The 24,419-nt window shown below is 54.9% G+C and carries 27 protein-coding genes, 1 tRNA gene and 1 pseudogene; 12 read left to right on the top strand and 17 right to left on the bottom strand.

The annotated features are described in order from the left end of the window. Positions 1-61 precede the first annotated feature (61 nt). Both DESMU_RS01400 and DESMU_RS01395 read left to right on the top strand, forming a co-directional pair. On the top strand, positions 62-292 hold the full coding sequence (locus DESMU_RS01400; protein ID WP_013561808.1) for a hypothetical protein: 231 nt from the start codon (positions 62-64) through the stop codon (positions 290-292). Beyond that, positions 292-2,571, top strand: coding sequence for a DEAD/DEAH box helicase (locus DESMU_RS01395; protein ID WP_013561807.1), 2,280 nt, complete (start codon positions 292-294; stop codon positions 2,569-2,571). Before DESMU_RS01400 ends, DESMU_RS01395 begins: the two co-directional genes overlap by 1 nt. A gap of 142 nt (positions 2,572-2,713) precedes the next feature. Here the strand turns inward: DESMU_RS01395 and DESMU_RS01390 are convergent, their stop codons facing one another. The 5 genes and pseudogenes from DESMU_RS01390 to DESMU_RS01375 form a co-directional block, all read right to left on the bottom strand. Next, a complete protein-coding gene (locus DESMU_RS01390; protein WP_013561806.1) occupies positions 2,714-3,418 on the bottom strand; it encodes a hypothetical protein in 705 nt (234 codons plus the stop codon). Then, complete coding sequence (locus tag DESMU_RS07300) at positions 3,418-4,089, bottom strand: energy-coupling factor ABC transporter ATP-binding protein (RefSeq protein ID WP_425358435.1); 672 nt, start codon at positions 4,087-4,089, stop codon at positions 3,418-3,420. Before DESMU_RS07300 ends, DESMU_RS01390 begins: the two co-directional genes overlap by 1 nt. A gap of 144 nt (positions 4,090-4,233) precedes the next feature. Then, positions 4,234-4,686, bottom strand: a pseudogene (locus DESMU_RS07295) (ATP-binding cassette domain-containing protein); the annotation flags it as partial. A gap of 50 nt (positions 4,687-4,736) precedes the next feature. After that, positions 4,737-5,444 carry an ECF transporter S component gene (locus DESMU_RS01380; RefSeq protein ID WP_013561804.1) on the bottom strand — a complete coding sequence of 236 codons (708 nt, stop codon included), beginning with the start codon at positions 5,442-5,444 and terminating at the stop codon, positions 4,737-4,739. A 68-nt stretch (positions 5,445-5,512) separates the two neighbouring features. Then, positions 5,513-6,040 (bottom strand): NUDIX hydrolase, encoded by a 528-nt coding sequence (locus DESMU_RS01375; protein WP_013561803.1) that lies wholly within the window; start codon positions 6,038-6,040, stop codon positions 5,513-5,515. 78 nt (positions 6,041-6,118) lie between these two features. Here DESMU_RS01375 and DESMU_RS01370 point away from each other — a divergent pair, with 78 nt between their 5' ends. Beyond that, positions 6,119-6,838: a flavodoxin family protein gene (locus DESMU_RS01370; RefSeq protein WP_013561802.1), complete on the top strand. Its 720-nt coding sequence runs from the start codon at positions 6,119-6,121 to the stop codon at positions 6,836-6,838. A gap of 109 nt (positions 6,839-6,947) precedes the next feature. Here the strand turns inward: DESMU_RS01370 and DESMU_RS01365 are convergent, their stop codons facing one another. After that, positions 6,948-7,658, bottom strand: a complete 711-nt coding sequence (locus DESMU_RS01365) for a DUF357 domain-containing protein (RefSeq protein ID WP_013561801.1) — start codon at positions 7,656-7,658, stop codon at positions 6,948-6,950. A gap of 70 nt (positions 7,659-7,728) precedes the next feature. On the opposite strand from DESMU_RS01365, the gene DESMU_RS01360 reads away from it, so the two are divergent. Continuing rightward, on the top strand, positions 7,729-9,390 hold the full coding sequence (locus tag DESMU_RS01360; protein WP_013561800.1) for a hypothetical protein: 1,662 nt from the start codon (positions 7,729-7,731) through the stop codon (positions 9,388-9,390). Positions 9,391-9,425: 35 nt separating this feature from the next. Here the strand turns inward: DESMU_RS01360 and DESMU_RS01355 are convergent, their stop codons facing one another. Continuing rightward, positions 9,426-11,048: an APC family permease gene (locus tag DESMU_RS01355; protein WP_013561799.1), complete on the bottom strand. Its 1,623-nt coding sequence runs from the start codon at positions 11,046-11,048 to the stop codon at positions 9,426-9,428. 138 nt (positions 11,049-11,186) lie between these two features. Here DESMU_RS01355 and DESMU_RS01350 point away from each other — a divergent pair, with 138 nt between their 5' ends. Both DESMU_RS01350 and DESMU_RS01345 read left to right on the top strand, forming a co-directional pair. Next, positions 11,187-12,578: an ABC transporter ATP-binding protein gene (locus DESMU_RS01350; RefSeq protein ID WP_013561798.1), complete on the top strand. Its 1,392-nt coding sequence runs from the start codon at positions 11,187-11,189 to the stop codon at positions 12,576-12,578. Then, positions 12,575-13,267 carry an energy-coupling factor transporter transmembrane component T family protein gene (locus tag DESMU_RS01345; RefSeq protein WP_013561797.1) on the top strand — a complete coding sequence of 231 codons (693 nt, stop codon included), beginning with the start codon at positions 12,575-12,577 and terminating at the stop codon, positions 13,265-13,267. The genes DESMU_RS01350 and DESMU_RS01345 overlap by 4 nt, the downstream gene beginning before the upstream one ends. Positions 13,268-13,340: 73 nt before the next feature. Here the strand turns inward: DESMU_RS01345 and DESMU_RS01340 are convergent, their stop codons facing one another. From DESMU_RS01340 to DESMU_RS01320, 5 genes are all read right to left on the bottom strand, one after another. Further along, positions 13,341-14,477, bottom strand: a complete 1,137-nt coding sequence (locus DESMU_RS01340) for a glycosyltransferase family 4 protein (protein ID WP_245526465.1) — start codon at positions 14,475-14,477, stop codon at positions 13,341-13,343. Next, a complete protein-coding gene (locus tag DESMU_RS01335; RefSeq protein ID WP_013561795.1) occupies positions 14,450-15,529 on the bottom strand; it encodes an MBL fold metallo-hydrolase in 1,080 nt (359 codons plus the stop codon). Before DESMU_RS01335 ends, DESMU_RS01340 begins: the two co-directional genes overlap by 28 nt. Positions 15,530-15,634: 105 nt before the next feature. Next, positions 15,635-16,018, bottom strand: a complete 384-nt coding sequence (locus DESMU_RS01330; protein WP_013561794.1) for a hypothetical protein — start codon at positions 16,016-16,018, stop codon at positions 15,635-15,637. A 109-nt stretch (positions 16,019-16,127) separates the two neighbouring features. After that, entirely contained in the window at positions 16,128-16,835 is a 708-nt protein-coding gene (locus DESMU_RS01325; RefSeq protein WP_013561793.1) for a hypothetical protein, read from the bottom strand. 139 nt (positions 16,836-16,974) lie between these two features. Next, a tRNA-Tyr gene (locus DESMU_RS01320) sits at positions 16,975-17,060 on the bottom strand. A 101-nt stretch (positions 17,061-17,161) separates the two neighbouring features. Between DESMU_RS01320 and DESMU_RS01315 the strand changes: the two genes are divergently transcribed. Both DESMU_RS01315 and DESMU_RS01310 read left to right on the top strand, forming a co-directional pair. Next, the gene (locus DESMU_RS01315; RefSeq protein WP_013561792.1) at positions 17,162-17,812 is read left to right on the top strand and encodes a translin family protein; all 651 of its coding nucleotides are present in this window, start codon (positions 17,162-17,164) and stop codon (positions 17,810-17,812) included. A gap of 85 nt (positions 17,813-17,897) precedes the next feature. Further along, a complete protein-coding gene (locus DESMU_RS01310; protein ID WP_048078709.1) occupies positions 17,898-18,344 on the top strand; it encodes a helix-turn-helix transcriptional regulator in 447 nt (148 codons plus the stop codon). Between the two features lie 26 nt (positions 18,345-18,370). Here DESMU_RS01310 and DESMU_RS01305 read toward each other — a convergent pair whose 3' ends face one another. Beyond that, on the bottom strand, positions 18,371-19,678 hold the full coding sequence (locus tag DESMU_RS01305; protein ID WP_013561790.1) for a TIGR04013 family B12-binding domain/radical SAM domain-containing protein: 1,308 nt from the start codon (positions 19,676-19,678) through the stop codon (positions 18,371-18,373). Between the two features lie 120 nt (positions 19,679-19,798). Between DESMU_RS01305 and DESMU_RS01300 the strand changes: the two genes are divergently transcribed. Beyond that, positions 19,799-20,080 (top strand): hypothetical protein, encoded by a 282-nt coding sequence (locus DESMU_RS01300; RefSeq protein ID WP_013561789.1) that lies wholly within the window; start codon positions 19,799-19,801, stop codon positions 20,078-20,080. Here the strand turns inward: DESMU_RS01300 and DESMU_RS01295 are convergent. Next, positions 20,070-20,744: an HAD family hydrolase gene (locus DESMU_RS01295; protein WP_013561788.1), complete on the bottom strand. Its 675-nt coding sequence runs from the start codon at positions 20,742-20,744 to the stop codon at positions 20,070-20,072. The two genes, DESMU_RS01300 and DESMU_RS01295, sit on opposite strands and share 11 nt — an antisense overlap. Before the next feature lie 173 nt (positions 20,745-20,917). Between DESMU_RS01295 and DESMU_RS01290 the strand changes: the two genes are divergently transcribed. Beyond that, on the top strand, positions 20,918-21,463 hold the full coding sequence (locus DESMU_RS01290; protein ID WP_013561787.1) for a hypothetical protein: 546 nt from the start codon (positions 20,918-20,920) through the stop codon (positions 21,461-21,463). Further along, a complete protein-coding gene (locus tag DESMU_RS01285) occupies positions 21,420-22,172 on the top strand; it encodes a TatD family hydrolase (protein WP_245526464.1) in 753 nt (250 codons plus the stop codon). The genes DESMU_RS01290 and DESMU_RS01285 overlap by 44 nt, the downstream gene beginning before the upstream one ends. Here the strand turns inward: DESMU_RS01285 and DESMU_RS01280 are convergent. Beyond that, a complete protein-coding gene (locus tag DESMU_RS01280; protein WP_013561785.1) occupies positions 22,169-22,441 on the bottom strand; it encodes a hypothetical protein in 273 nt (90 codons plus the stop codon). The two genes, DESMU_RS01285 and DESMU_RS01280, sit on opposite strands and share 4 nt — an antisense overlap. 51 nt (positions 22,442-22,492) lie before the next feature. Next, complete coding sequence (locus DESMU_RS01275; RefSeq protein WP_013561784.1) at positions 22,493-23,209, bottom strand: transcriptional regulator; 717 nt, start codon at positions 23,207-23,209, stop codon at positions 22,493-22,495. A 68-nt stretch (positions 23,210-23,277) separates the two neighbouring features. Between DESMU_RS01275 and DESMU_RS01270 the strand changes: the two genes are divergently transcribed. Next, on the top strand, positions 23,278-23,625 hold the full coding sequence (locus tag DESMU_RS01270; RefSeq protein WP_013561783.1) for a hypothetical protein: 348 nt from the start codon (positions 23,278-23,280) through the stop codon (positions 23,623-23,625). A gap of 12 nt (positions 23,626-23,637) precedes the next feature. Here the strand turns inward: DESMU_RS01270 and DESMU_RS01265 are convergent, their stop codons facing one another. Continuing rightward, the gene (locus DESMU_RS01265) at positions 23,638-24,387 is read right to left on the bottom strand and encodes a KaiC domain-containing protein (protein ID WP_013561782.1); all 750 of its coding nucleotides are present in this window, start codon (positions 24,385-24,387) and stop codon (positions 23,638-23,640) included. Positions 24,388-24,419 lie beyond the last annotated feature (32 nt).

The raw sequence follows: 24,419 nt of genomic DNA, 5'->3' as shown, positions 1-24,419 counted from the left end.
AATCACGCACCGGGATATTTATCCCTGAGCCCCACATATAGTCTACGTGGAGGCGTGAGCCATGCCAACAGGGAAGTGCGGTGTGAATGGATGCGGTAGGGATGCCGCCCGCAAGGTAAGCTACCTCGATGCAAAGGTGCTGGAGGAGCATGGGCTACTACTCCACCCCGTCGACGCTGCACCACCGAGGAGGCCCGGCCACGTGTACCTGTGTGAAGAACACTACAAGCTGTGGAGGAAGCTGACTAAAAGGGAACGCTTATTGAGGGATCTATCTAGAAAGGTGGAGTGATGGAGCCCAGGGACCCCCTTGTCAGAGAGGTAGACGCTGAGCTCAAATCCATGTACCCTGGGAGCGGTGCATCAGTGATATATGAGAGAGTTGAGGAGACGGGTGAACCAGAGCCCGGGCCAAGCATCCGTGACATCGGGTTACCGGACCCCATTGTCAAAGCATTGCTCCGCAAGGGTATTGAGAGACTCTACAGGTTTCAATACGAGGCCTACCGCCACATCTTAAACGGCGAGAACACGGTGATATCTGCTGGAACGGGAACAGGCAAGACAGAGGCCTTTCTGCTCCCAGTAATCAAGAGGGTGGTGGAGGGAGACGGATGGAACCCTAGGGCCATGGTACTCTACCCGACTAAGGCTCTTGCAAGAGACCAGTTGAACAGGTTCATCGAGTACACCGTGTACCCGGCTGTGAGCTTCGCCGTGTACGATGGAGATACGCCGGTGAGGCTGAGGCGGAGAATCGCCTCGAACCCTCCATCGATAATAGTGTCGAACCCGGATATGTTGCACACTGGACTAATATACAGTCCCCATGTAAGGGGGTTTGCCGAGAGAGCGGACTTCATGGTTTTCGATGAACTACACGTTTACGAGGGGGTTCTAGGCAGCCACATACACCACCTTGCCGAGAGGCTGAAGAAATCCAGGGCTTCGAAGCCCGTGTTCATAGGGGCGTCTGCGACCATCGGCAACCCAAGGGAGTTCGCGGGAGAGCTCTTCGGTGAGGAATTCGTGGAGGTACGGGGTGAGACGTGGAGGAGGGGGGTTGTTACACATGTGCTAGTCTCCTCGGGATACATGAGTCGGTGGAGTGTCACAGCACAGCTATGCAGTATTCTCTCGAGGAAAGGGTTGAGATTCATAGTGTTTGTTGACAGCCAGCAGCTCGCCGAGTTGCTCACAAGGATCCTGCGAACCCGGCACGGGGTTAATGTAGCGGTGCATAGAGCCGGGCTCCCAGCAGACGTAAGGAGGGATGTAGAGGCCAAGCTCAGGAGCGGCGTAGTCGACGGGGTTGTAGCCACCCCTACACTGGAGCTCGGGATAGACATAGGGGCCTTGGATGCAGCCGTTATGGCTTCACCGCCTCCCTCATACACCAAGTACTTGCAGAGGGCTGGGAGAGTTGGTAGGAGGAGAAGAGGCTACGTGTTCACCGTGCTGGGCGACGACCCTATAGACACCTACTACGCCAGGATGCCGGAGCGCTTTTTCACACAGTCCATCCAGCCATCGGTGATAGAGCCCTTCAACGAGGAGGTGTCTAAGACTCATCTCCTCGCATACCTACTGCAGGTTTGGAGAGCCAGGGTCATGGATCTACCTGAGGAGTGGAAGAGGGTTCTAGGCGACCTAGCCGCGGAGGGATTCGTGAAAACCGTGGGAGAATATGTGAGACCTGTGCCGAGGCGTGCAAGGCTCTTCCTCATGGAGCACGGAAGTCTACGTGCATCAGGCCCCGTGGTAGAGGTCGTTGACTCAGGCCGAGGCGAGGTCATAGCCTACCGTGAGCTACCGGTGGCACTGCTCGAACTCTACCCGGGAGCCATCTACCTCTACACTGGGGAATCATACATGGTTGAATCAATTGATTTATCGAGTAAGAGGGCGTACGCTAGAAGGGTGAGCGGCAACGCATCCTACACTAGGCCCCTCTACACCGTGGACGTCGTGGACTACGATATCCTTGCTGAGAGGAGGACTGGAAGCGGGGTGAGGGCAGCGTACGCTAGGGTCGTGTTAGAGCTAAGGGTTGAGGGAGTAGTCGTCAAAGACATGTATAGTGGGGAGACGCTTTCCACCGTGGAACTGGAGGAGCCGGTTGCATACAGGTATCCTACGAGAGCCACCCTCATAAAATACCCTGTTCCAGACGAGCTTGGAGCCCGGGGGAGTGCTGAGGCATTCCACGCTATAGAACACGCCTTGATCTCGGCTGCAAGGGTTGTATGCGGCTCCGGGTTAACGGATCTAGGCGGCGTGAGCTATCCGAGCGGAGACATAGTTGTATACGATGCAGCGGTGGGCGGCAGCGGGGTGGCGAAGCTGCTCTACGAGAGGCTGGAGGATGCTGAGAAAGTTGCTGAGGAGATAATGAGCAGGTGCGACTGCCACGATGGATGCCCCAGGTGCATCTTCAGCCCATACTGCGGGAACAATAACCAGGTGTTGTCCCGTAGGAAGGCCCTCTACGTGTTGAGCAAGCTGGGGAAGGCAAGGATTGCAGCCGCGGCAGCACCCCTGGAGGCCCGTGCCGGGAAGCCGGTTGCATAGGAGGGTTCAACCCGAGGGGAAACCATTGGAGGCAAAGTGTTTAAGGCCCTGGATACATGTCTTCCCTTGGATCCAGTGATGAGGGTCTCGAACAGGGAGCCGTTGAGGCTGTGACGAGGGTTCAGGGGCTGACGCAGTGGCTTTAAGCATAGTAGAGGAGTAGAGCGATAGCTAAGTCCCCTGCGAGCAGTATAAGAGTATACTTCGACGAGTAGTATGGGAGCACAGGGTGCTTGGCCCCGGTGCTCAGCCTGTGGAAACAGTATTCTTCAATGAAGCCGCCTGCCTCCATCAAGCCGGCTACAGCGGGCGGTATCCTTGCTGAGACACGCTCACCCTTAACCCTGCCTATCTGGAGGCTTTCAACAAACGTCTTGAGCCCGAGGGGCATGAGCCTCCATGTGAGCAACGGGAGGGCTGCCAGCCTCCCGGCGCCCAGCTTGATGAGGAGCGATGATATCTCTAGCGGTGAGATAATTATGAATGAGAAGGCGAGCATTGTTGAGAGCGATGCAGTCTTCAACGCGATTAACACTGCATCCGTCAAGGTGATCGGGGCGACCCCGGCGAGGGAGGCGATGAGTGCTGTGGCAGACATGTATATTGAGATCAGCGAGGACAGTATCAGTGTTGACGCAGCCCACTCGTATCCAGGTGATAGTAAGCCGAGCAAGATGAATAGTGTAAACGCCCCAGTGTACACGAGTGGGTTGCCGCTCAGGATAGCCATGGAGACCAGTGTCAAGTGCAGTGCCTTAACCACCCAGTGAGCCTGCTTGAACCCTGTATCACCCTTCAGGAAGAGCGCCTTGTAGACGATTGCGACCAGCCAGCCGAGGACCCCCATCAGTCACCAACCCTTATATCGTCGTCGAGGAGGCTTACAACTCTTTTATCATGTGTGGCGACAACAACTGTCCCGCCGTTTTCAACGAGCCGTGTTAAAGCGTCGAGGACTCTCACAGCGTTAGCTTGATCCAGGCCGCCTGTCGGCTCGTCAACCAGGTATATGTCGAAGCCGCCTAGATAGGCTGAGGCCAGGGCAAGCCTCCTCCTCTCCCCTGAACTAAGCTTGGCGAGAGGCCTGTCGAGGACCCCGGCTAGATTGAATAATTCCACAGCCTCCTCAACCGCGTCGACCCCGCCTCCCGCAGCGTAAAGCAACTCCTCCCTGGGCGTCGGCTTCGTGAAGTAGAGCAAGGGGTTCTCAGGTATGTATGTGGCCCGGCCGAACCTTCTCACACTGCCCTTCAAAGGCTTCAGTACCCCGGCCATGAGCTTCAGGAGCGTTGTCTTACCCGCCCCATTCCTCCCCGTTAGCCCGGCGAGCGAGGACTTCTCAATGGTGAAGCTGACTCCCTTGAATAATGGTTTCTCACCAGGATACTTGAACCACAGGTTTTCCACCTCGACCGCTACCCCGCTCCCAGTCCTCCTCCTATACACCTCTGGCTCTTCAACCCTCGCAAGGGCTTCATCACTCCACTCCCCGTAGTACTTGGCTGCCCCGTTCTCCATGACGAGTAGTTTACCCGGCATACCCCGCCAAAACCATGGGTCGTGGTCGACGACCACTAGTGAGGCACCGTGTGCAAGCGCCTCCCAAGCCGCTTTAGCCACCGTCCCCCTGGCTTCATCATCGAGGTATACTAGTGGCTCGTCGAGTATTAGTACGCGGTACCTTCTCGCAAACGCCTCAGCCCATATAAGCCTCTGTGTCTCGCCAGCACTCAGGTTGACGGTTAAGGAGTCTAGTTTACCGCGGAGACCCAGTTTTTCAAGAGACGTGTGATCACATCTCACCCCTAGCTGTGAGAGAGCATAACAGTACTCTGAGTGCACGGTGTACCCTATTAAAGCATACCATGGCTCCTGAGGAATATACGCTACCAGCTCGTATATCCTCCACGGCTCCATAGCTGAGACGGGTTGGCCATCGATGATTACCTCCCCGTCGAGGAACCCTCCGATCCTGTCAAGCACCCCGGTTAAAACCCTTATGAGCGTTGTCTTACCGCTACCCGAGGGCCCTGTGACGATGAGGGCTTCCCCATCCTGCACCCTTAAATCCAGGTTCCTGATCGTGAAGCCGTCCCTGTAGCCAGCGACCCTTACATGTGCCTCGAGCATCACTGTTCACTTTGACTGTTTCTCTCGCCGAGGTGTTAGCCAGCCTCAATGTACCCAGCTCTCCTAAGCCATGCTGCCACAGGTAATGCTACCACGATGCCTGTAACCACCTGCCCTATGTTCACCGGGATCTCGAAGACAGCGTCTATCGGCGGCCTACCTGTAAGCGGGTTTGAGACGAAGTACTCGTAGAGGAAGTAGCCTGCAACCATTATGAGGCCGCTGGTTATCAATGCTATTGCCTCCCCTGCACTGCTACGCCCGGAGAGCAGTGAGTACACTAGGATGAAGCCTAGGGCGAGCCCTGCAAGCAGCCAGATGTACCATGGAACATAGACCTCGAGCCCTGAGGGACCCACCTCTATTGTCCCAGCATACAGTGTCAGTGCGAAGCCCGTGAACACTGCTGCATACGCTGAGCCTATGAGCCCCCCTGCAATCCTCCAGTGCCTGGATCTCAACGCCCTGGCCAGGTAGCCGGCTGCAACGCCCTCGGCGAGCTTTATCACAAGTGTACCCGGTGCGAAAACCTGGTATCCCGTCGTGAGATCGGCTAGTGCCGCGCCGACCCCGCCGGCGATCCCCGCTACCAGTGGTCCTGATGAAAGAGCTGCAACATATATCATGGATTCACCTAGGTTGAAGTATCCTCCTGTAACAGGCTGATACACTTGGAGCACTACTGTCGCCGCGTACACTAGAACCGTGAATACTGCTGCCTCAACTAGTTGTCTAACCCTCATAGCTGCCACCGTGGAGCCGGTATCTCGGTGAACCTTTTTAAGAGTTCATGAACGTTCACTAGGATTCCCTAGGACACCGCGTAGACGCCGTCCCCTACTTCCACCGCTATGTTATCAACCCTGTCGATAGGTATATAGCTCAACCCATGCTCCAGGATGTACTCGAGTAGCTTGGATACTGTTCTAGAGACACTTGGATTCCTCAATGCCTCCCCTAGTGGAAACCACTTCAAGTCCACGGCGTCGCTCCCCGGCTTAGGCTCCCCTTTCAACGAGTCTGGGTTGAAGAGCACGTCGACTATCACATAGTGGTACTTCACTCTTCCGCCGCGATCCATCACTATGTTGTTCAACACCCAGAGTACTCCAAGGGGTTCCGCATCGATACCGGTTTCCTCCCGTAGCTCCCTCCTCGCAGCGTCACCTATCCTCTCACCGGGCTCGATCACCCCGCCGGGCAGGCTCCACCTGCCTAGAGCCGGCGGACTCCCCCTTTTAACCAGGAGTATGCTGTCGCCTCTAAGCAGGACGGCTCCAACGGCGCCTATTGGTGAAGACGGGTACTCTCTACCCATGTGGAACCCTGCCTGAGGCATTGGATCCCACACTGGCTAATGAATGTTTTTAAGTATTAAACATTATTCCCTGAGAGACAGTGCTCACGGTGATGACGCATGGATGGGAAGCCACGGATACTGGTCATTAATGGCTCGCCACGCAAGTATGGTTCATCCATGCAGCTATCCATCGTAGCGGCTAAGGGAGTAGTCGACGCCGGGGGGATCCCTGAGATCGTGAGCCTCTACGACTACAGGATAAAGCCCTGCATGGGATGCGTCTCAGACGGCAACAAGTACTGTAGGTTCCCATGCGTCATCAAGGACGATGACTTCAACACGCTTGCAGGGAAACTCCTGGAGTCGCATGGCGTCATAATATCCACGCCAGTCTACTGGTACGCCCCCAGCGGTGTTCTAAAGAACTTCATAGATAGGTTGACGAGCATGGAGCACATGATATTCCACAAGGGGAGAAGCCTCTTGGAGGGTAAGGTGGCAGGGTTCATAGCTACGGGTCTAGACAGCGGGGTCATGATGGCTATATCCTACCTGGCGATAGTGATGAGCAGCATGGGTGCGCACGTCATCCCGTGGAGCATGGCTTACAGCCACCTCGAGGACATAACCAGGGATGAGCAGGCTCTCCGAGACTCCTATAACGTGGGATACATCGCGGCTAAAACCGCGAGGGCTCTAATGAGCTATGAGCACATAGGGTATAATCCACTGGTCGACGTCAAGGAGCTGGCTGAACTAGCACGCAGGTACACGGCTACTGAGGTAGCTGAAAGGGAGAGGAGGATCGGGATGCTTGAGGATCTCTCTAAAGACTAGCAGTTTCTCTCTGAATACAAACCTCCTGTACGTCGGCAAGCCTCCCTGAACCCTTCGACACGTATCCCAAGCAGCCACAGTAAAGGCTTCTGCCCCGGGGCAGCCTGGGTTAACAATACTCTCTCTTCACCTTCTCAATGATCCCGCTGGAGCTCCACTCACCTATCCTGGACTCGAGTTTCTCAACCCTTACTCTGCTTAAACCCCTCTCCTCTAGGAGCTTCTTCAACTCGCCCGGGGAGATCCATTGATCTGGGCCGAGCAACACTATGTCGGGCTTCAACTCTTCCAGGGGCTTCAGGAAGTCTTCTTCATCGCCGAGAACCGCCTTCGACACGTACCTCACGTTCTCCACTACTGTCAACCTGTCTTTCTCACCCACCACGGGTCTCCTCCCCTTGAATCTCTCGAAATTACTGTCCCTGGAAACCACCACGTATACTCTCCCAAGCTCCCATGCCCTTCTAAGCAGGTGTATGTGTCCAGGGTGCAGGAGCTCGAAGCTGCCTGCAACCAGTACACGTGGCCTCCCAAGTAGCTCTGTGAGAGGCCTCCAGTTGAATGATACAGCACCCTGATGCCTCAGGGAGTCCAGGAGTCCTTCAGCATAGGCTATGCATGCGAGGCTGGTGAAGCAGTCGTTTTTCTCGAGATAGTACTTTGCGTCACTAGTGTACTCTCTGGCGAGCTCCACTATGTATTCTTGCACTGGTTGAAGCCCCTGGGAGCCTACTTGTTGAAGGGCCTGCTCAACGTTCTCAATGTATGCTTTAACTCTTTCACACTCCTCCACGGCTATCACGCCCGGCTCCCTCTCCATAGATTACTGTTCCAAGTATTTAACCCATGGATCCAATAGCTATGAGTGGTGGACGCAGGGAGAGGTTTCCATGAGTGGTGGAGACGGCTTCGTTTACCAGTTGATAGATTTCCTCGAGTCCAAGGGCTTCACCAGTGGAGAGGTCTCAGTCATTCCGGTTTCAACACACCCCTGGAACACTGCCACGGTCGTCAACAGGCTTAGCGAGGAGCTGGGGATCCGTGACTTCATAGTTTTAACGAGGAGGGAGCTGGTTGACGACGTGTATCAATCACTCTCCCAGGAGCCGGGTGCAGCCCGCGGCATCAACGTGTACGTGGATCACGCTGTGGCGAGAAGCATACTGCGCGACAGCGTGTTCGAGAACTCCATTGTACTAGAGCACCTTGTGAAGAGCATTAGCGGGATGGTTAAGAAGATATACGTGGACCTCTCGCTTACAACAGGCCCATTTGCCATAACGCTTCAAGGCACGTTGAGCAAGATGGGGCCCAGCTCCATAACCTACACATATGTTGACGCAATACCGTTACCCGGGCTGCCCCAGTACCCGGGTAGCCCTAGATGGATCCACAGGGTCTACGTATATGAGGATGGAGGTGTAGCCGAGCCCGGTGAAGGAGGCGCTGGGAGAGGGGTGCGTGAACAAGGCCTCCTCGAGAAAAAGATAGCGTGGAGGGGGACTAAAGGGGTTTTCGAGGATGTCTCGCAGGTTTTCAACAGGCTTGCAGACGTCAGGATTGCTGAGAGGCTCACAAGCGAGGCTAGGAGGGATGTCTCCGAGGATTCACCGGTGCTCACTGTCAACGCGTTGAACCCGGTGAACGGTGAGAGAAAGAGGCTTGTCTCGCTTAAACCCGTTGAGGGGCCTGACGAGGACTCCGTTAACATGATGATGGGTAACTGGAGGGTGCTCGCCGACATCGTGTGTGGAAGCCACCCGGATGCAGACAGGTCGTCGATCGAGAGGATACTCATGCAGATCCAGAGGTATACTGGTGCAGTCGACTTAATAGCAAGGGAGATCGAGGGACATGGCTCCAGGGACTACGAGGGGTGGAAGCTGCACAGCCTCCTCCTCGACATGCATAGGAGGCTGGGAAAACCAGTAGCCCTACTCCCCGACACCAACATGTTCTACCAGGGGTTACATATGACGTTGTTGAAGGCCAGTATAAGGAATGGGAGGCCGTGGAGCCCCGTCGAGGGGATCAGGGTGTACATCCCGGTCTGCGCCGAAGCCGAGATAAACGGTAAGGTTGCAGGCGTATCCAGTGAGACCACGGGGATCTCAAGGTACTCGTACGTCATGGCTTTACTAGCCAACAGGGCTGTTGACGAGATCAAACAGTACTATAGGGGGATCCACCTGCCCGCCGTGAGCCAGCCCTGCGAGGCCTCCATAGCCGTCGTCGAGCAGAGCCTCAGCGAGGACAGGGTGGTGCTCGTTACAGCGGATAAGAAGGCGTATAACGCCTGGATAACCCTGAACGTCTGCAAGGAGAGGGCCACCTGCATATATATTGGCCACAGGAATAGGCCGCTGAACGCTGACGGCCTATACTCCAAGCTCTACGCCAGCATAGTGCTCGCCAACCAGGTCTACACAGCTGGCTCCATACTCCCACTAGAGCTCTCGACAGGGGATAGGAGGGCACGTGTCACCCTGGAAACCCTGCAGGGCGCAGACGCACCAGTGTTGAACATTGTGGAGGAGCCTGGCTCGGCTTAAACGCTGCCGCCACGCCCATGCAGCAACCCGTTAAGCTACATGGGGGGTATTCTTGAGAACACCTCGCTATACCTTACCCCTCTACGCTTCATGTAGAATGTTACAGCGATGAATAACAGGAGGATTAATGAGAACCCGGTTGACGCAACCAGGATGTCTGTGAGCGAGATCCCTGCGAAGCTCGAGAGAGCTAGTGCGAACCCGACTACAGAGGTTGTGAAGCCGATCGGATAGAGCACGCGTTTATCCTTGAAGGTGAATCTCTCATAGAGCTCCTCAGCGAACACCAAGGTGGATATCAATGCTAGCCCTGTTATAGTCAAGAAGAATGCGTAACCCAGGGTCATCAACCTGATGAACGACGCCTCTATGGAGGGATGCGACCTGATGAATGGGCTCGCCGAGACCACTGCGATCGAAAGGATGTATATGAAGAGGTTCGCGTAGCCGGGTACATGGGTTCTCCGTGAAACCCTTGCCGTGAGCCTGGGCATTAAGCGGTCTTCGCCCAGTGCGAAGAGTATTCGCGTCGCGCTAACCCATGACGTCAGCATCGTGTTGAAGTAGAAGAGGAACGCGGCGAGAGTGAAGAGGAGTGAGGTAACCATGTTACCCGTGTATACTGAGACGATTGTGGCGAGGCAGGGCGCCGGCGGCGCGTTGACGCCCATAAGGGTCTTCAACACGTCTGGGTAGTGATGGTAGAGGTAGCTGTAGGCTGAGAGGAAGTCGTATCCGGCTACAAGCGTTACGGCTACAGGGGTAACAGTATACATCGCTACGAGAACCATGTATCCCGCGATGTATCCTTTAAGATAGGATGACCCTGGCTCCCTGACCTCACCAGCTATGAAGCTAGCGTTCTCCACGCCGAGGTAGGCCCACACAGCCATCGTGAAAACGGTGAACGTACCGCTCCACTCGGAGACAGCCCTGAGCGGTTGAACACTGACGCCGTTGACTACCCCACCGTTCAAAGCTAGGTCAACTATCCTGCTGTAGGAGTTGTTGAACAACCTGTCCCAGTTACCTGTGAACACGCTTCTCGAGAACGGGAAGAGCGATAGCATTACAGCCGCGTACAGTACCAGCGGGAGCGCGGTCGACGCGTGTAGCAATGCCTTAACACTCTTCCTCCCCATGCCGGCCGCCAGGAACAACACTGTAACCAGGGTGAAGGCGGCGAGCAGCATGTAGGGCTGTGCTCTCACAGCACTACCTAAACCTACAAGGATACTGCTCCCCGCTATATGCCCGCTCACCGTGAGCCCGTCTCCAAGCACCTCGATCGATGAGTACGCTAGGAACCCGAGGGATAGTAGCCCGCCGCTCATGAAGAGGTATAGTGATGCAGCGATGAAGCCTGGAAGAGCACCGAGGCCCCTGCTCGCCAACACGTAGGGTGAGGCACTACGCGGCAGTGATGAAGCCACTATCATGAATAGCAACGCCACCGGGGCGAACACTATTCCAGCAGCAATGAAGGCTGCGGGGACCACGCCACCATAGTAGCCGTATTCACCCGTAGCCGACACAGAGTAGTAGAAGAGCCCGGAGGCAACCGGGTTGGCTACAACCCATAGAAACACGTCGAACCATGTGAACTCCCTTTTAAGCAGGTAAGCCCTGAAAACCGTTAAAGGGGATTCCTCACTCATGGAGACCCGGCCCCGAAACATCTCCGTAATTCATAAATCCTATGTGCTTAAATGATATAAAAACATTACCCGTGTAGATGCGGGTCGACGCCGATAATAAACTCGTTATCTATGAATCGATAATAGGGTGGTAGAGGCATGGTGCACGGCGACGTCTACGCCGAGGTGAAGATGGCGGGCTATGAAGCCGGCAGCCCGATCCTGGTTGACAGCAGGCTTGAGGCATGGAGTGGAGAGGCATGCATGTTGACCGGGCCATCGGGGTCGGGTAAAACAGTGTTCCTTCTAAGTATTACAGGCATCCTTAAACACCTCCTTAACGGGGTCGTTGAGGGAGAGGTGAGGCTTAAAGGCTTGAACCCGTTGCACCGTGACGAGTATGCTAGGCTGCCAGGCTTCCTCGGGTTCGTCATGCAGGACCCGGAGAGGCAGATCATTTATCCGACACCGCTCGACGAGGCTATAGCCGTATTGGAGGCAAGGGGGTACAGCTATGAGGAAGCCGAGAGGAAGGCTATACAGGTACTGGATGCACTCGGCTTAAGGGGCAAGGCCGGCGAGCACGTTGAAAACTTGTCCGGCGGGGAGAGGAAGCGTCTAGCCATAACGCTCTCAATAATACATGACCCCGACATCATCATCCTCGACGAGCCCTCCGCCAGCCTCGACCCAGCTGGGATAGGTTTCATTAGGAGGCTTGTTTCAAGGGAGAAGTCCAGGGGCCGTGTAATCCTGCTCACGGAGCACAAGGGGGGATACTTCGCCGACCTAGTGGATAAAGCATACGCTGTGAGGAAGCGAAGAGTAGTCGAGCTCGCAGGGGAGGAGATAGCTGACTACGAGAAGATGCCTGAATGCAGGGAGACACTGGGTTCCAGTGGCGGTGTACTCCTTGAGACCCGTGGGCTGAGCGCCGGCTACAGGGAGCCACTGGTTGAGAACGCCGACATCCACATTAGGAGGGGGGAAGTAGTCGCACTCGTGGGACCCAACGGCTCCGGTAAGTCAACGATACTCAAGACCCTTGCAGGCTTCCTCAAGCCGCTTGGAGGCGAGGTGATTAATGCAGCCAGGGGCCTCTTCTACGCACCCCAGAACCCGGACACTGTTTTCATCCATGGAAGTGTTAGGAGAGAGCTTGAAGATGCCTCGCGTAGAACCAGGGTGGCATTCGAGGAGCTAGCATCAATGTACCCCTGGTATGAGCGCGTGAAGGGCCTGCACCCCCTCCGCTTGAGCCATGGGCAGAGGAGGTGGCTGTCGATCCTCGTAGCCTACGCCTATGGAAGGGATCTCATGTTGCTTGATGAGCCGACCACCGGGCTCGACCACGCGCTCTACAGTGGACTCGTTAAACTCGTCAACGAGCTCAGGGGGAGAGGGCGCTCAATACTCTTAAGCACCCATGACCCGCGGCTAGTAGCCGATGTAGCTGACAGAGTATATGTTGTCGAGGATGGAAGAGTACGGGAGAAGGATAAGTGTAAGGCAGTTGAGTCAATGTATAGGGCTACAGGTGTCCCGTTATGAGGAGGCCGCATGTATACTCGACATTCATGTATGCAGTGGTGATGACGCTCGCCGCGTTCCTCGTGAAGAAGCCGCTATGGCTTGCCGCAGCCTCAGCTGTGAGCATCTCCATCGGCTTCGCCTACGGCGGTAGGAGAATGCTCTACCTCCTAGCACTAGCCTCCATAGGGCTGGCCGGCGTCTTCCTAAACGCCCTGGTGTTCGCTAACACGGGTAACGTGGTTCTCGAATCAGGCTTCATAGTGGTGAGGAAGCATGCTGTGGAGGAGTTCACTGTTGTCTCGCTGAGGCTCCTGCTAATAGCTGGAGCCGGCGGGGTCTTCGCATTAACCCATAGTAGTAGCGAGATCGCCAGGGGGCTGGTGAGGGAGATCGGCCTCCCCTACCATGTAGCGTTAGCTGTATCCTACGCGCTTAGATCCATCCCGTTGATCAAGAGGGATCTCGACGAGATAATGTTCATGCGTAAGCAGAGAGGGTATGGGAGAATACCGTTGACGCCTAGAGGCGTGTCCTCAGTGCTGACCCCACTGCTCTCCATAAACTACACCCGTGCCGTGTGGGGAGGTGTAAGTGCAGAGGTAAGGGGCTTGAGGAACACCGGGGGAGGAAGGCGTGTAGAGATTGACTCAGTCGACGTCCTCTTCTTCGCCACCATAGTGGCCCTAGTAGTCCTCGCAGTCTACTAGTATGGGACCCGGAGAACCATGGTGGTGTCGGGATCGGCTCTTCCTCATCACTCCTCAGGATCGCGGTTTCCCCTCATCCAGCCCTGATGAAGGGTTTAAGGGTGTAATATAGCTTCTCATGGAACATGTGGCGGTCCAGCTCCCTCGCCCTAGTTGCACCGGCCCGGCTTAGATGCATCCACAGGCTGCTGTCCTCCAGCAGCATCCTTACAGCCGATGAGGCTTCACCTATACTCCTGTATGGTAGCGCCAGGCCCTTGTCGCACATCGCTATGTCCCTCCAGCTACCTGAGTCCAACGGTATCACAGCAGGGGTTCCAGCAGCCATTGCCTCAACAATGCTTATCCCGAAGTGCTCCCTTGGCGTTGGATGCAGGTAGATCATCGACCTCCTGTAGAGCTCCACGAGCTCGTTCCTAGCCACGTTAACCTTGAACTCGACTATGTCGTCGACCCCCTCCCTGACGGCTAGCTCCCGGAGGCCCTCGTAGTAGTCCTTGTTGTACTTGGAGAGGGATCCAGCTACCACGAACCTTGGCTTAACCCCCCTTGTGCTCAGCTCCCTGGCTACATAGATGACTCTCTCCACGTGCTTCTCCGGGCTTATACGTGCAACGCTGAGAACCATGGCCTCCCTCTCGGTTCTCGCCGGGGGCGGGGCCTCCAGTATGTCATCCGTGTTCACAGGCGGCGTGATCACATGTGGCTCGATACCATAGTACCTTCTGAAGAAGGATGCTGTGAAACTCGAGTTCGCAATGTATGCTTTAACCTTCCTCATCACGAATGGGAAGACTATGGAGTTTAATAGGGAGTATGTTTTCCCAGCCAGCTCGAACACGCCGTTGAGGCCTGGATAGTAGAATTCATGGGAGAGGAATGAAGGATAGTGCAGGTAGAGGACATCGCTTCGCCCTGAAAGGATGTCTCCACTTGTATTCACTATTAGTAAGGGGTCTCCGCCTGGGTCGCCGAGGCCTACGCGTCTCACTTCACCCGGCTTCAAGCCATAGTGGTGGATGAGCTCCTTCAACCGGCTGGGCGTGTGAAGCGTTACTGAATCAATGTATACTGTGAACCCTCTCCTGGCGAACGCTAGGGCTGTCTCAAGTGTAACATACTCGGAGCCGCCTGGACCCATGAAGTACGTGTTGAACATGTGGTGTCTCACAAGGATGTACCTCAAGGCTTCATCAAGCCTCCCATGCATTCCCCGAGTTGCTCGGCTACTCTACCACTAGGCATGACGATCGCGCAGTACCCCTTATCGACGAGCGCGTCCCTGAGGCTCCATGCATCGCCATCCCTCGAGGCATCCACGACGACGAGCCCGGGGTCCCCTGCCTCCACGTATTTAACCAGGTCGTCGAAGTCGGCGTGATCGCTTAAGGCTATGAGGTACGTGTAGTCGTCCACCCTCCTGAAGGGCTCATTGAACTCCCAGCCGCTTAGAACTATGTGGAGGGATCCGCCGTCAAGCCTCCTGTACTCGGCTGTATTCATGTGTTTGAAGACAACGACTCCTTCACCCATGCTGCTCCCTGTCTCCTCGCTCACATAGTTACCTATCTTGAAGCCGTGTTTCTCCAGGAGCCTCGTCGCGTTAAATATCTTCCTTGGCAGCACGAAGGGGGCTTCAACCCCTCTCTCCCGGAGGATCAGCATCGCCTCCTGCAGCTTCCCATGATACCCGTAGATGTAGACCCTTCTGAAGCGGGCTAATCCTTCTTCAACAAGGTAGGCCAGCATCTCGGGTACAACGTCTTTGAAGGGCCTCCTATGCTTAGGGTTACCGTATGTTGCCTCTATGACGAGGGCGTCAAGCCCCTTCATCACTACAGTGCCTTCGCCGAGCTTGAAGTCACCTGTGTAGCCTAGCTTGAAGCCCTCGTGCTCCACGTACACCTGAGCCGACCCCGGGATGTGTGATGCAGGCAGGAGACACATCCTATCTCCCTCGATGCTCATGCACTCGTTGAGCCCGATTGGCTTCCTCTTCAACCTGTAGTAGGGTAGTAGGTCGCGCCCCACGTAGTTTAATGCCTCCACGAGGTCGAGGGTTACAGCTGTGCCCACTATGGTCTTAGAGAACCTTATGCTCTCCTCTAAGCCCTTAAGGTGGTCGATGTGGGCATGCGTGACGACCCGTACAGGCTTATCGGCGTGGCCGTCGGCCGATATATTTCTCCCGAGGACAACCGCACCGCCCTCACTGATGTACACCAGCTCCAGTAGCCTCCTGTAATCACCGGCTGTAAGCATGTATCACTACACCACTCTCTAACCATGCCTCCATATACTGCACCGTTACCATATATCTGCCGTTTATCCTGGATATCCATCCCCATCTATCTATAGTTAAAACCTTTATGTAAGCACACCGTACTCTAGCTCTACTTTCTCATCATTATACTCGGCTGCCACCACTACTATGGTGTCCCCCAGCCTCCAGAGGCCGAGCCACCCGCGGTTCGCGTCGGGATCCCACCGTATTACCAGGTCCATGAATTCCCTGCATCCTTCTTCATCGTTTAGCGTATCGGGGTCTACATCGAAGACGTCCGCGATTTTTTCTTTCACATCCTCCGGCAGATCACATACGTCGTCCAATGGTTCAACGCCATGCCTCCGCCCCACCTCTAGGAGTATCATATACTCGGTTTCACCGCCTCCTAGATCAACGGGTCTTTTATTCATCTCTGCCTCCGCTTCATCCAGCCATTTAACTATTAAATCTTTTGGTTTACCCATGCCCGTCACCAATAAAATGTCTCCTTAAACACTACTTAAAATGCCCTCTAAACACCCCGGGCTCGTAAACCTGAAGCCGTTGCAGTTGCACGCCGCTGGTTCCACAATGCTACTTGCCTGCAAGCTCATCTGAAGCAGGCTTCCAGCTACGTGTCTTAGGGTCGTAGATCACCATGTTGTCCTCGTAGAGGGCTTTCCAAAGCAAGTAGCCTTTCTCACCGAGCACTCTCTTCAACTCCTCCTCACTATTACTCTTCACTTCTCCGAACAGCTTCTCCTTGAACTCCCTCCAGAACCCGCTGTCGACGGCAACCCTTTCCCTTCCAAGGCGTAGTACTACCGCACCCATTCTCTCAAAGTACGAGAAGAGCCTGTCACGCTGAACCCTGGCTGGGAGCGTGCTCTCGAAGACCACCTTGTCATCCCTGAGCCTCTCTATCCCGGACTTGTAGGGTTTCCCTGTTCTCGCCTCCCCATACGTCTCCGCTGGCCTACGCTCCCCCTGCTGCTCCAGTGCCTTAACCTTCTCCTCTAATTCCTCAACCCTCTGAACAAGCTCGGACACCTGGCGTCTCACCGTCTCAAGCGGTGCAAGCCCCTTGTTGATCTCGTCCTGCACAAACCTCTCTAAGCGTGCCCTAATCTTCTCGAGATCCCCCTCCCTTCCAGGCTGCTGAAGCGTTTTCTCGGAAAGCAGTTCAGTAATGTAACTGGAGACGTCTCGGAATCCGCGTTCAAGCGCCTTCTTCTCGAGCTCCATGTAGAGCTCTTCATCCACCAGTATCCTTACCTCTCTCTTGCCTCCACCCGGGTTCATGGCTTGAAACCTACCTATGTATTAAGTGGTGTACACCCTTATTACCGTGATCCTCCGGCCTCCTTTACGTGGTATCGGGAACCCTCACCCTTTAAGGCGGGGAGGAGGCCAGCAGGGATCCAGTGGCGTTGAATAAGGATCCCGCCGGGGGGACTTGAACCCCCGGCCACCCGGTGTCTACGCCCCTCACTACAGCCGGGCGCTCTGCCGCTGAGCTACGGCGGGATCCAGCCGGTTACTCTCTTATTTTAGCCAGGGTCTTATATAGTTTTACAGCTAGAGGCCCGCCCTGAAGGGCGGGAGGAATCCGTTAAGGGTGTGCTCCCTTGGAGAGCATAGTAGGGGTTATCAAGGGTGACCTGGAGGCCATTGACTCCATTCTAAGCCGGAAGGATGCCGTCAGAGAGGAAGCCTATAGGCTGGTGAGGGAGCTTACGCGTAGTAGCGGTGACATCATCGTCCTCGTCCACAGGGGTATGGGGAGGGAGGCTGGGTCTAGGCTGGAGGCTGCCAGGAACCTGGTGCGAAGGCTGAATGAGCTGCTGCGTGAGCACCCCGACATCTACTATACTGGCATGGTTTACAACGGGCTCAGCGAGTACGCTGAGGCCGAGTTATTCTACGGGATAACCGTGGAGGGCAGGGCACCCTCATGGAGGGAGCTCGAGATCCCCTATGTACCATACCTCCAGGGACTCGGGGACCTGGTAGGGGAGCTGAGGAGATACGTGGTTGAGCTACTGGATAAAGGGTTGATCGATGAGGCCCGCAAATACTTCAATGTGATGGAGGAGGTGTACATCAATCTGAGGAGGCTCGACTACCCTGATGCACTGACCCCGGGGTTGAGGCATAAGGTGGATGTTGCCTCTAGACTAGTCGAGGACACTAGGATATTGATCCTTGCCACTAGGAACGCGTATGCCGGCACCAGCCTGGCGGGCCGGGAGACCGGTGAGGGGGTTGAGCACCGCTGACACCGCTCACGATGCGTGTCAGGTATATTAGATTGCCAAGACACATTATACCCTGAGGTAAGGCTCCGATAACTGCTTAAGCCGCATGGTGATCCCTGTGAGCGATAAGACCGCCTCCGAGAAGGAGACCGCGTTGCTTAAATACCTGTTGAAGCACTCGGGTCAAGAGATATATCAGAGCCAGCTGAGCAAGGAGCTGGGAGTGGACCCCAAGGTTGTCTCACGGATACTGATAAAGCTTGAGAAAGCCGGGGTCGTTGAGAGAACCCCTGTCACATACGAGGGGAGGAAGACTTTCCTCGTTAAACCGGTGAGGGATAAACTAGTGAAGGCTATGGAGGACTCCGGCATAGATCCCTATACGCTGAGAGAAGCCTTCGACACTGTGGCCGACATACCGTGTGTTAAATGCCCCTATATATATAAGTGCTATGAGGGCGGATACTATGACCCTGCAACATGCCAGTGGCTCACGGAATACCTGAAGACAAAGGCCGCAGCACCTAGAACACTTGCAGCCGGCAGTAGTTGAACAGGGTTTGCAATAGGGTTCTAGCCCTAGGCGTTGGCTCGTTGACTAGGCGCTATAAGCCCTCTCCGGTGGAGCTCCAGGATCCTCCTTGAAAGCTCCTTCTGGTTGAACCAGGAGCCGTATGCTTTACCAGAGCCTATGAGCCTGCTTATCCTCGCCTCTACATCGGCTGGAACCGGGGCCGGGGTCTTCAACCCGAGGGGTGTCCCGGGTAGGGGTAGGTAGTAGTGGACGTGTATCCTGCCGCCCATTCCAAGTATCCTTTCAATAAGCCTCAGTGTTTCCTCCTGGTCTTCCCTTGTCTCACCAGGTATCCCGAGTATTACGTCGACGCTGGGTGTAAACCCGTTCTCTGAGATCACTCTTACAGCGTTCAACACGTCGTCAACGCTGTGACCCCTTCTCACCATGCTGAGAACCCTGTCGCTGCCTGACTGCGCGCCCACTATTATCTCCCGGTTGCTCACATACCTCCTCAGCACTCTAACAGCCTCTCCCGTAACATGCTCGGGCCTCACCTCGCTGGGGAATGAGCCGTAGAATATCCTTCCCCCTACATCCCTAGCCACTTCATGCAGTGAGGAGAGAAGCTCATCTATCAACCCTACATCAGGCTCCCTTCTCACAGTGCTCAACCCGTATGACAGGCTGTCGGGTGTTATGAACCTGTAGTCTCTCACACCGAGCCTAGCCAGCTCCCTGACATAGTAGACGATTCTCCCAATGCTTCTATGCCTGTAGAACGCGCCATGCATGTAGCTAACCTGGCAATAGGAGCACCCGTAGGGACACCCTCTTGTAACCTCGACCGGGTTGATGAGGCCCCTCCAGTAGGGGAATGGATCATAGTTGTCCAGGTCTACCGGCTTCCTCCTACCCGTGAAGACCAGGCGGTCGTCCTCGTAGAATGCCAGCCCTTTAACCCTCAAGGGGTCTCCATCATTCACGAGCTCGCCGAGGAACTCCCTTATAGTCTCCTCTGCTTCACCTATGAAGACCACCTTGAACCCTAGGCTTCGAAGCACCCCGACGGGGTCGCCGGAGGCGTGGGGTCCGCCTGCTATTGTTAGGCAGCCATGGCTCTCAGCGTGGTGGAGGATTGTTTTCAGCGTGTTGAGGAATGATTCATCTACAAGCATCGTTGTAAGGAGGCTGTAACCCACCACGCATTTCTCCCTATTCCTGGATGCCTCCTCCACCTCCTCCATGAGCCTCCCAGGGGTGTCAGCTACCTCCACCCTGACGCCTGGAACCCTGTCTGCTGCAGCGATCAACGCGTTCACACTGTAGCGTGTCTTCTTATCGTAATACAGGATGAGCCGTGTAGCCGTCATCCCTGACACTCCTGACGCCGGGGCCGGCTCCTGCAGAGATATATTTAAGTGGTTTAAAATCAATTATACTTCCCTAGCGGCGAGCGTTTAACACGTGGATCACTGTTAAAGGGGATAGTCATGGCTAATCTAAGTGAGGAAGAGATCGAGGAGCTGGCTAGAAGGGTGAGGCTGAAGATCCTGCATGAGGATGAGGAAGTAGTGTTGATGACTGCCCCGAACGAGGAGCAGTTAGAGGAGATAATTAAGGAGCTACTTGGATACAAGCCAATGAACCTCCGCGAGATACACACCGTGCTCTCGGGGATTGCCAGTGAGGATAAGATCAGGAGGGCGTTGAACTCGCTGCTGGATCGCGGTGAAGCCTATATTACGAGTGACGGCAGGTATATTAGCACGTAGAGTCCTTCTCCAGCTCAGGTATCCACTGAACCACTTCAAACAGGTTTTTAACAACGATGGCAGCTCCCCTCTTCTTCAGCAACATGCCCCTGTACTCATCCTTGTTAACACCTATGAACGGGATCCCCAGCTTCCTGCAGCTCAGCAGGTCTGTTGTGAAGTCCCCTATGCAGAGCGCGTTGCAGGGGGCGACCCCGTGCTTCCTCAGGATGTACGATATAATCCATGACTTGTCGAACAAGTACTCCTCTAAACCGTTCAACCTCTGGAGGTCGCTCACAGTGTACACTTCGTCAACGTATTCGTCCAGCCCAAGCATCCTTAGATCCCTCCAGATGTACTCGCCACTGGTTTCACGCCCTGAGACCACGGCTATCTTCACCGGGAGACTCTTAAGCAGCCTTAACAGGTCTACTACTCCATCCATTGGTATAGGGTGCCTTGACACGTATATCCTCCTGAACAACAACCAGAATTCCTCCTCCCTGACGCCTCCCGGGATACGCTCTGAGAGCCTGTCCTCGTTTAGAAGGTTGAGGAACTCGTCGAACGATATGAAGCCGCCTCCATAGCTCTTCAACGCCCCGGAGTAAGCCTCGTAGAAGTCTGAGAGATTGTACACCATTGAGAGATCGTAGTCCATTACAACGAGCCTTATACGCATTATCGCGCACCATGCCTCTTGACGCAATGTATTAGCGCCGAGCCCGTTAAAAGAGTCTTGCACCGGGCTCAGCTATGGCTACGGCTGATCAGTTATCGGGAGACACCTCATCTTTTAATACGGTATTCGGCAAATTCATCATCTATGCAGGGTTGATCCCGAAGGGGGTTTTTATGGTTACCCTGGAGGCATGTGTCCCGGGACCGGGCGGCGAGTGCAGTAGAGTAGAGTACTCTATGCGGGGCAACACCGTGTACGTGGAAACTGATAGCCCCTACGTGTTGTTCAAGCATGACTCCTCGCTTAGACTCCTATGCGAGGGCTCATCCATGCAGGTGCTCCAGTGGGCTGGTGAAAGGTATACTTTATGGAGGATGAGGCCCAGGGGTAGATGCGTGACGGTTCCCGGTGGAGTCATGGAGGATCATGGTGAATACTATGTATTCACCGTTGGGGAACAGCCATCCAGCTGGAGGCTCGGCAACGCTGGGAGACTCCTAGCACTAGCCTTGAGGCTCGCTGGATACACGCCTATAGTGGTCTTCGACGATGACATCGCATCGCAACTCGTGAACGCCGTGCATGGAAGCAATGAATCCCTCAACGAGGCGAAGGCACGCCGCCTCCTGGGAGAGGAGGCTGCATTAAAGCTCCGTGAATGCATCAATATCCTGGGTGAGCGAATCATCCACGAGCGGTGTCTGCAACATGATTATTGATGCACACATCCACTGCCACGAGCTCGGGAGGGATGAGTTATCCAGGTATGCGGGGAGATACATCCTTGTATGCGTCTCCGATGATCCTGCCTCAAGCAGGGCTACATTGGAGCTTGCAGAAGAGTATAAGGGCGTGACCCCGTGTATAGGCATCCACCCCTGGAACGTTAAGAACCATGGTTTAAGCGATTTAAGAAGCCTGCTGAAGGAGGCTGTTGAAAGAGGCGTCAAATGCCTCGGCGAGGTAGGGCTTGACAAGCGTTTCACACCTGAGTCCTTCAGTAGGCAACTAGAGTTCTTCAGAGAGATAGCGGGATACGCTAGGGAATACGGCTTCGCCTTGAACATACATGCTGCAGGAGCATGGAGGGAAGTATTCGAGGAAGTGTATGGAAGAGACCTGGATAAAGTCTACTTCCACTGGTACACAGGCCCCCTAGACCTGTTGAACAACATAGTTGAAGCAGGCTACTACGTGGGGTTGAACCCGGCGTGGCGGCTGCAGGCGAAGCACAGGGAGGTAATAGCATCGGTACCCTTGAGAAACGTGCTGACTGAAAGCGATGCCCCCTACGAGTACCGGGGCTTGAAGATGACTCCAGAAATGATCACGGGGTCGTTGGAGCTCCTGGCATCAATACACGGTGTAAGTGTTGAGGAGGTTGAATCCACTATATGGGGCAATTACGTAAAAATCCTGGGCGCCTAGGTTGAAGCAGTCGCCTCATCCTTCAGGGTAACTATGACCAGGTTGCCTCCGGCTCCACGACCTATGGTGACCGTGAAGTCGGTGGTGGTGATGCTGATGCTTTTAACGTCGCTCATACCGAGGCTCCTGAAGGCGAGGAGCTCTATCCTCGCTAGATCGACTGCTCTCCCGAGTATAGTGTTGAACTTCTTCCCATCCATCTTTAAAGCATCCGTCGTATAGTCCAGTACTCTTCCATTCTCATCCATTTTTACCAGTATAACACCCATTCAAACCCCTTGCTACTCATCCACATGGATAGTTTTAAAAAGCCGGTGACGCTAACCATGGTTCGCTACGTGTTGAAGCATGCTGAGAGCCTCCTGGAGGAGTCTCGCCGCGTCCTCCAGCGTCTTCCTCATGGAGTCCACGTTGCTCCTGCAGGACTCCAGTTCCTTCACCCTCTCCTCTAGCTCCCGTTTCAAGGCCTCTGCCCCGCTTCTAAGGCCCTGTATCTCTTCCTCCCTCTGCTTGACAGCCTCCGTGAGTTCACTTATCTTTGCCTCGAGCTCCTTCAACCTGTTCCTCTGCTTCTCGAGTTCACCCTCCAGGGCCTTCACCTGTTCCTCACAGCCGGCCACGGGTGTCCTGATAAATGGAACAACTAGCTTTAACTCACCCTTCTTGAGCTTCTCATACGTCTCATGAACCAGTTTTCCAGCCTTGGTCTTCATGTTTAAATGGCTTCTTATAGTGGTCTCGCTTCTACCGAGCTCCTCCGCTATCTGACTGACTGGCAGGCCTGCCTTCATCCTAGCGTAGGCGCCTGCCGCTACTGCAAGGCTGTCGACCCACGTGGATCTCTCAACCGGGTCCCGGATCAACTCGAGGATCTCGGGTCTGTAGAGTGTGCCTATTATTAAAGCCATCTCCAGCTGGCTTATCTCGCGTTTACCCAGCGGCTTCAACGGTACATTCGTTAAGTCGATAACCTCCCCACTACTGCCCTGGGCCCCGCCCACCTGTGTCTTCTCTCCAGGAGTGGTTTCCCCACTCATCATCCCACCGTTTAACTTATTGTATAATGAACCCCTTTAAATAAGTGGTGTCCAAGGGTTTATTAAGGGTGGGGCCCCCATTACTCAGCGGGGTCGCCATGAGGCTACTACTCATAGTAGGCGACAACGAGCTCTCCGAGATAGTCGTGGAATCCGTGTCTCACGCTGTGAAAACAATAGAGCTCTCCTCGGGTGCAAAGATAAGACTCGAGATCATGCGTGATAATGAAGTAGTATACCCCACTATAAAGATCAATGGTTTAAGCCCCATTGTCATCACGAAGCCCCCGAACATTGTTGAAATAGTGAAGATACTTAGAGCCCATGTCGAGATATCGGAGCTACTACGCGGCAAGGGCCCCGGAGGCGTCCGCTCGCACGGTGTATCAGGCAGCCTCGCTGAAATGTCTCCTTGACGCTGCCGGCGGCTACTCCTGCATCAACACGTATCTACGGGTCTTCAGAACCTTATCAGGGTGCACTACTATACCCTTATCCGTTATCTCCATTACATGCCTCTTCATGCTGTGACTAGTCCCCCTCATCTTCCAGATGATTATGCTCCTAACTAGTTCGCCGTCCACCTCATCGAGGTCGAGCCTAATTATTCCGTCAGCCGCGTGCTCCACGCCTGGGCCGCCGAAGCCCCTTTCCGTCACGGACACCTGGGAGACCAGTAGGCTCGTGGTCCCCATGCCTGACAATACCTTCTTCAACTGGAGCACCACGTTCCTCGCTATCGAGGGTTTAAGCAGGTATAGCGTTGACACGCTGTCGACCACGACTCTCTGAGCGTTCACCTCCCTGATCGCAGTCCTCAATACATCTATAAGCTCCTCCACGCTGTCCGTCTCCTTCACAACATACTTCTCGCGTTTAGCCGCCTCACCTATCCCCCCTGTGAACGCGTCTATCACGGCGAACTTACCTTCCTGCTCGAACTGCCGGGTATCCCAGCCGAATCCCCGCATATTCACACGTACCTGGACAGGGTGCTCTTCAAGCGCAACATATATGCCTGGCTCACCGAGCTGGAGCCCGCTCCAGAGAAACTGGAGGGCTAGAATGGTTTTACCTGTGCCAGGCCCCCCGCTCAACAATACGACATTCCTCCTCGGTATGCCGCCGTTGAGTATCTCGTCGAGCCCGGGGACACCTGTTTTAACTCTTTCAACCATGTGAATTCACCACGTAAGTATTATATCGCGCT

It is taken from the genome of Desulfurococcus mucosus DSM 2162, from assembly GCF_000186365.1.
In the GTDB taxonomy this organism is placed as follows: Archaea; Thermoproteota; Thermoprotei_A; order Sulfolobales; family Desulfurococcaceae; genus Desulfurococcus; species Desulfurococcus mucosus.
This window is presented reverse-complemented; position numbering and strand designations above follow the sequence as displayed.

Coding starts and splice junctions, on each gene's coding strand:
- DESMU_RS01305 (WP_013561790.1), bottom strand. CDS start 19,678: ATGACGGCTACACGGCTCATCCTGTATTACGATAAGAAGACACGCTAC.
- DESMU_RS01360 (WP_013561800.1), top strand. CDS start 7,729: ATGAGTGGTGGAGACGGCTTCGTTTACCAGTTGATAGATTTCCTCGAG.
- DESMU_RS01265 (WP_013561782.1), bottom strand. CDS start 24,387: ATGGTTGAAAGAGTTAAAACAGGTGTCCCCGGGCTCGACGAGATACTC.
- DESMU_RS01280 (WP_013561785.1), bottom strand. CDS start 22,441: ATGGGTGTTATACTGGTAAAAATGGATGAGAATGGAAGAGTACTGGAC.
- DESMU_RS01295 (WP_013561788.1), bottom strand. CDS start 20,744: ATGCGTATAAGGCTCGTTGTAATGGACTACGATCTCTCAATGGTGTAC.
- DESMU_RS01275 (WP_013561784.1), bottom strand. CDS start 23,209: ATGAGTGGGGAAACCACTCCTGGAGAGAAGACACAGGTGGGCGGGGCC.
- DESMU_RS01355 (WP_013561799.1), bottom strand. CDS start 11,048: ATGAGTGAGGAATCCCCTTTAACGGTTTTCAGGGCTTACCTGCTTAAA.
- DESMU_RS01310 (WP_048078709.1), top strand. CDS start 17,898: ATGGTGATCCCTGTGAGCGATAAGACCGCCTCCGAGAAGGAGACCGCG.
- DESMU_RS01300 (WP_013561789.1), top strand. CDS start 19,799: ATGGCTAATCTAAGTGAGGAAGAGATCGAGGAGCTGGCTAGAAGGGTG.
- DESMU_RS01390 (WP_013561806.1), bottom strand. CDS start 3,418: ATGGGGGTCCTCGGCTGGCTGGTCGCAATCGTCTACAAGGCGCTCTTC.
- DESMU_RS01335 (WP_013561795.1), bottom strand. CDS start 15,529: ATGCTTACAGCCGGTGATTACAGGAGGCTACTGGAGCTGGTGTACATC.
- DESMU_RS01370 (WP_013561802.1), top strand. CDS start 6,119: ATGGATGGGAAGCCACGGATACTGGTCATTAATGGCTCGCCACGCAAG.
- DESMU_RS01330 (WP_013561794.1), bottom strand. CDS start 16,018: ATGGGTAAACCAAAAGATTTAATAGTTAAATGGCTGGATGAAGCGGAG.
- DESMU_RS01345 (WP_013561797.1), top strand. CDS start 12,575: ATGAGGAGGCCGCATGTATACTCGACATTCATGTATGCAGTGGTGATG.
- DESMU_RS01395 (WP_013561807.1), top strand. CDS start 292: ATGGAGCCCAGGGACCCCCTTGTCAGAGAGGTAGACGCTGAGCTCAAA.
- DESMU_RS01380 (WP_013561804.1), bottom strand. CDS start 5,444: ATGAGGGTTAGACAACTAGTTGAGGCAGCAGTATTCACGGTTCTAGTG.
- DESMU_RS01375 (WP_013561803.1), bottom strand. CDS start 6,040: ATGCCTCAGGCAGGGTTCCACATGGGTAGAGAGTACCCGTCTTCACCA.
- DESMU_RS01400 (WP_013561808.1), top strand. CDS start 62: ATGCCAACAGGGAAGTGCGGTGTGAATGGATGCGGTAGGGATGCCGCC.
- DESMU_RS01350 (WP_013561798.1), top strand. CDS start 11,187: ATGGTGCACGGCGACGTCTACGCCGAGGTGAAGATGGCGGGCTATGAA.
- DESMU_RS01290 (WP_013561787.1), top strand. CDS start 20,918: ATGGTTACCCTGGAGGCATGTGTCCCGGGACCGGGCGGCGAGTGCAGT.
- DESMU_RS01325 (WP_013561793.1), bottom strand. CDS start 16,835: ATGAACCCGGGTGGAGGCAAGAGAGAGGTAAGGATACTGGTGGATGAA.
- DESMU_RS01365 (WP_013561801.1), bottom strand. CDS start 7,658: ATGGAGAGGGAGCCGGGCGTGATAGCCGTGGAGGAGTGTGAAAGAGTT.
- DESMU_RS01340 (WP_245526465.1), bottom strand. CDS start 14,477: ATGCATGGGAGGCTTGATGAAGCCTTGAGGTACATCCTTGTGAGACAC.
- DESMU_RS07300 (WP_425358435.1), bottom strand. CDS start 4,089: ATGGAGAACGGGGCAGCCAAGTACTACGGGGAGTGGAGTGATGAAGCC.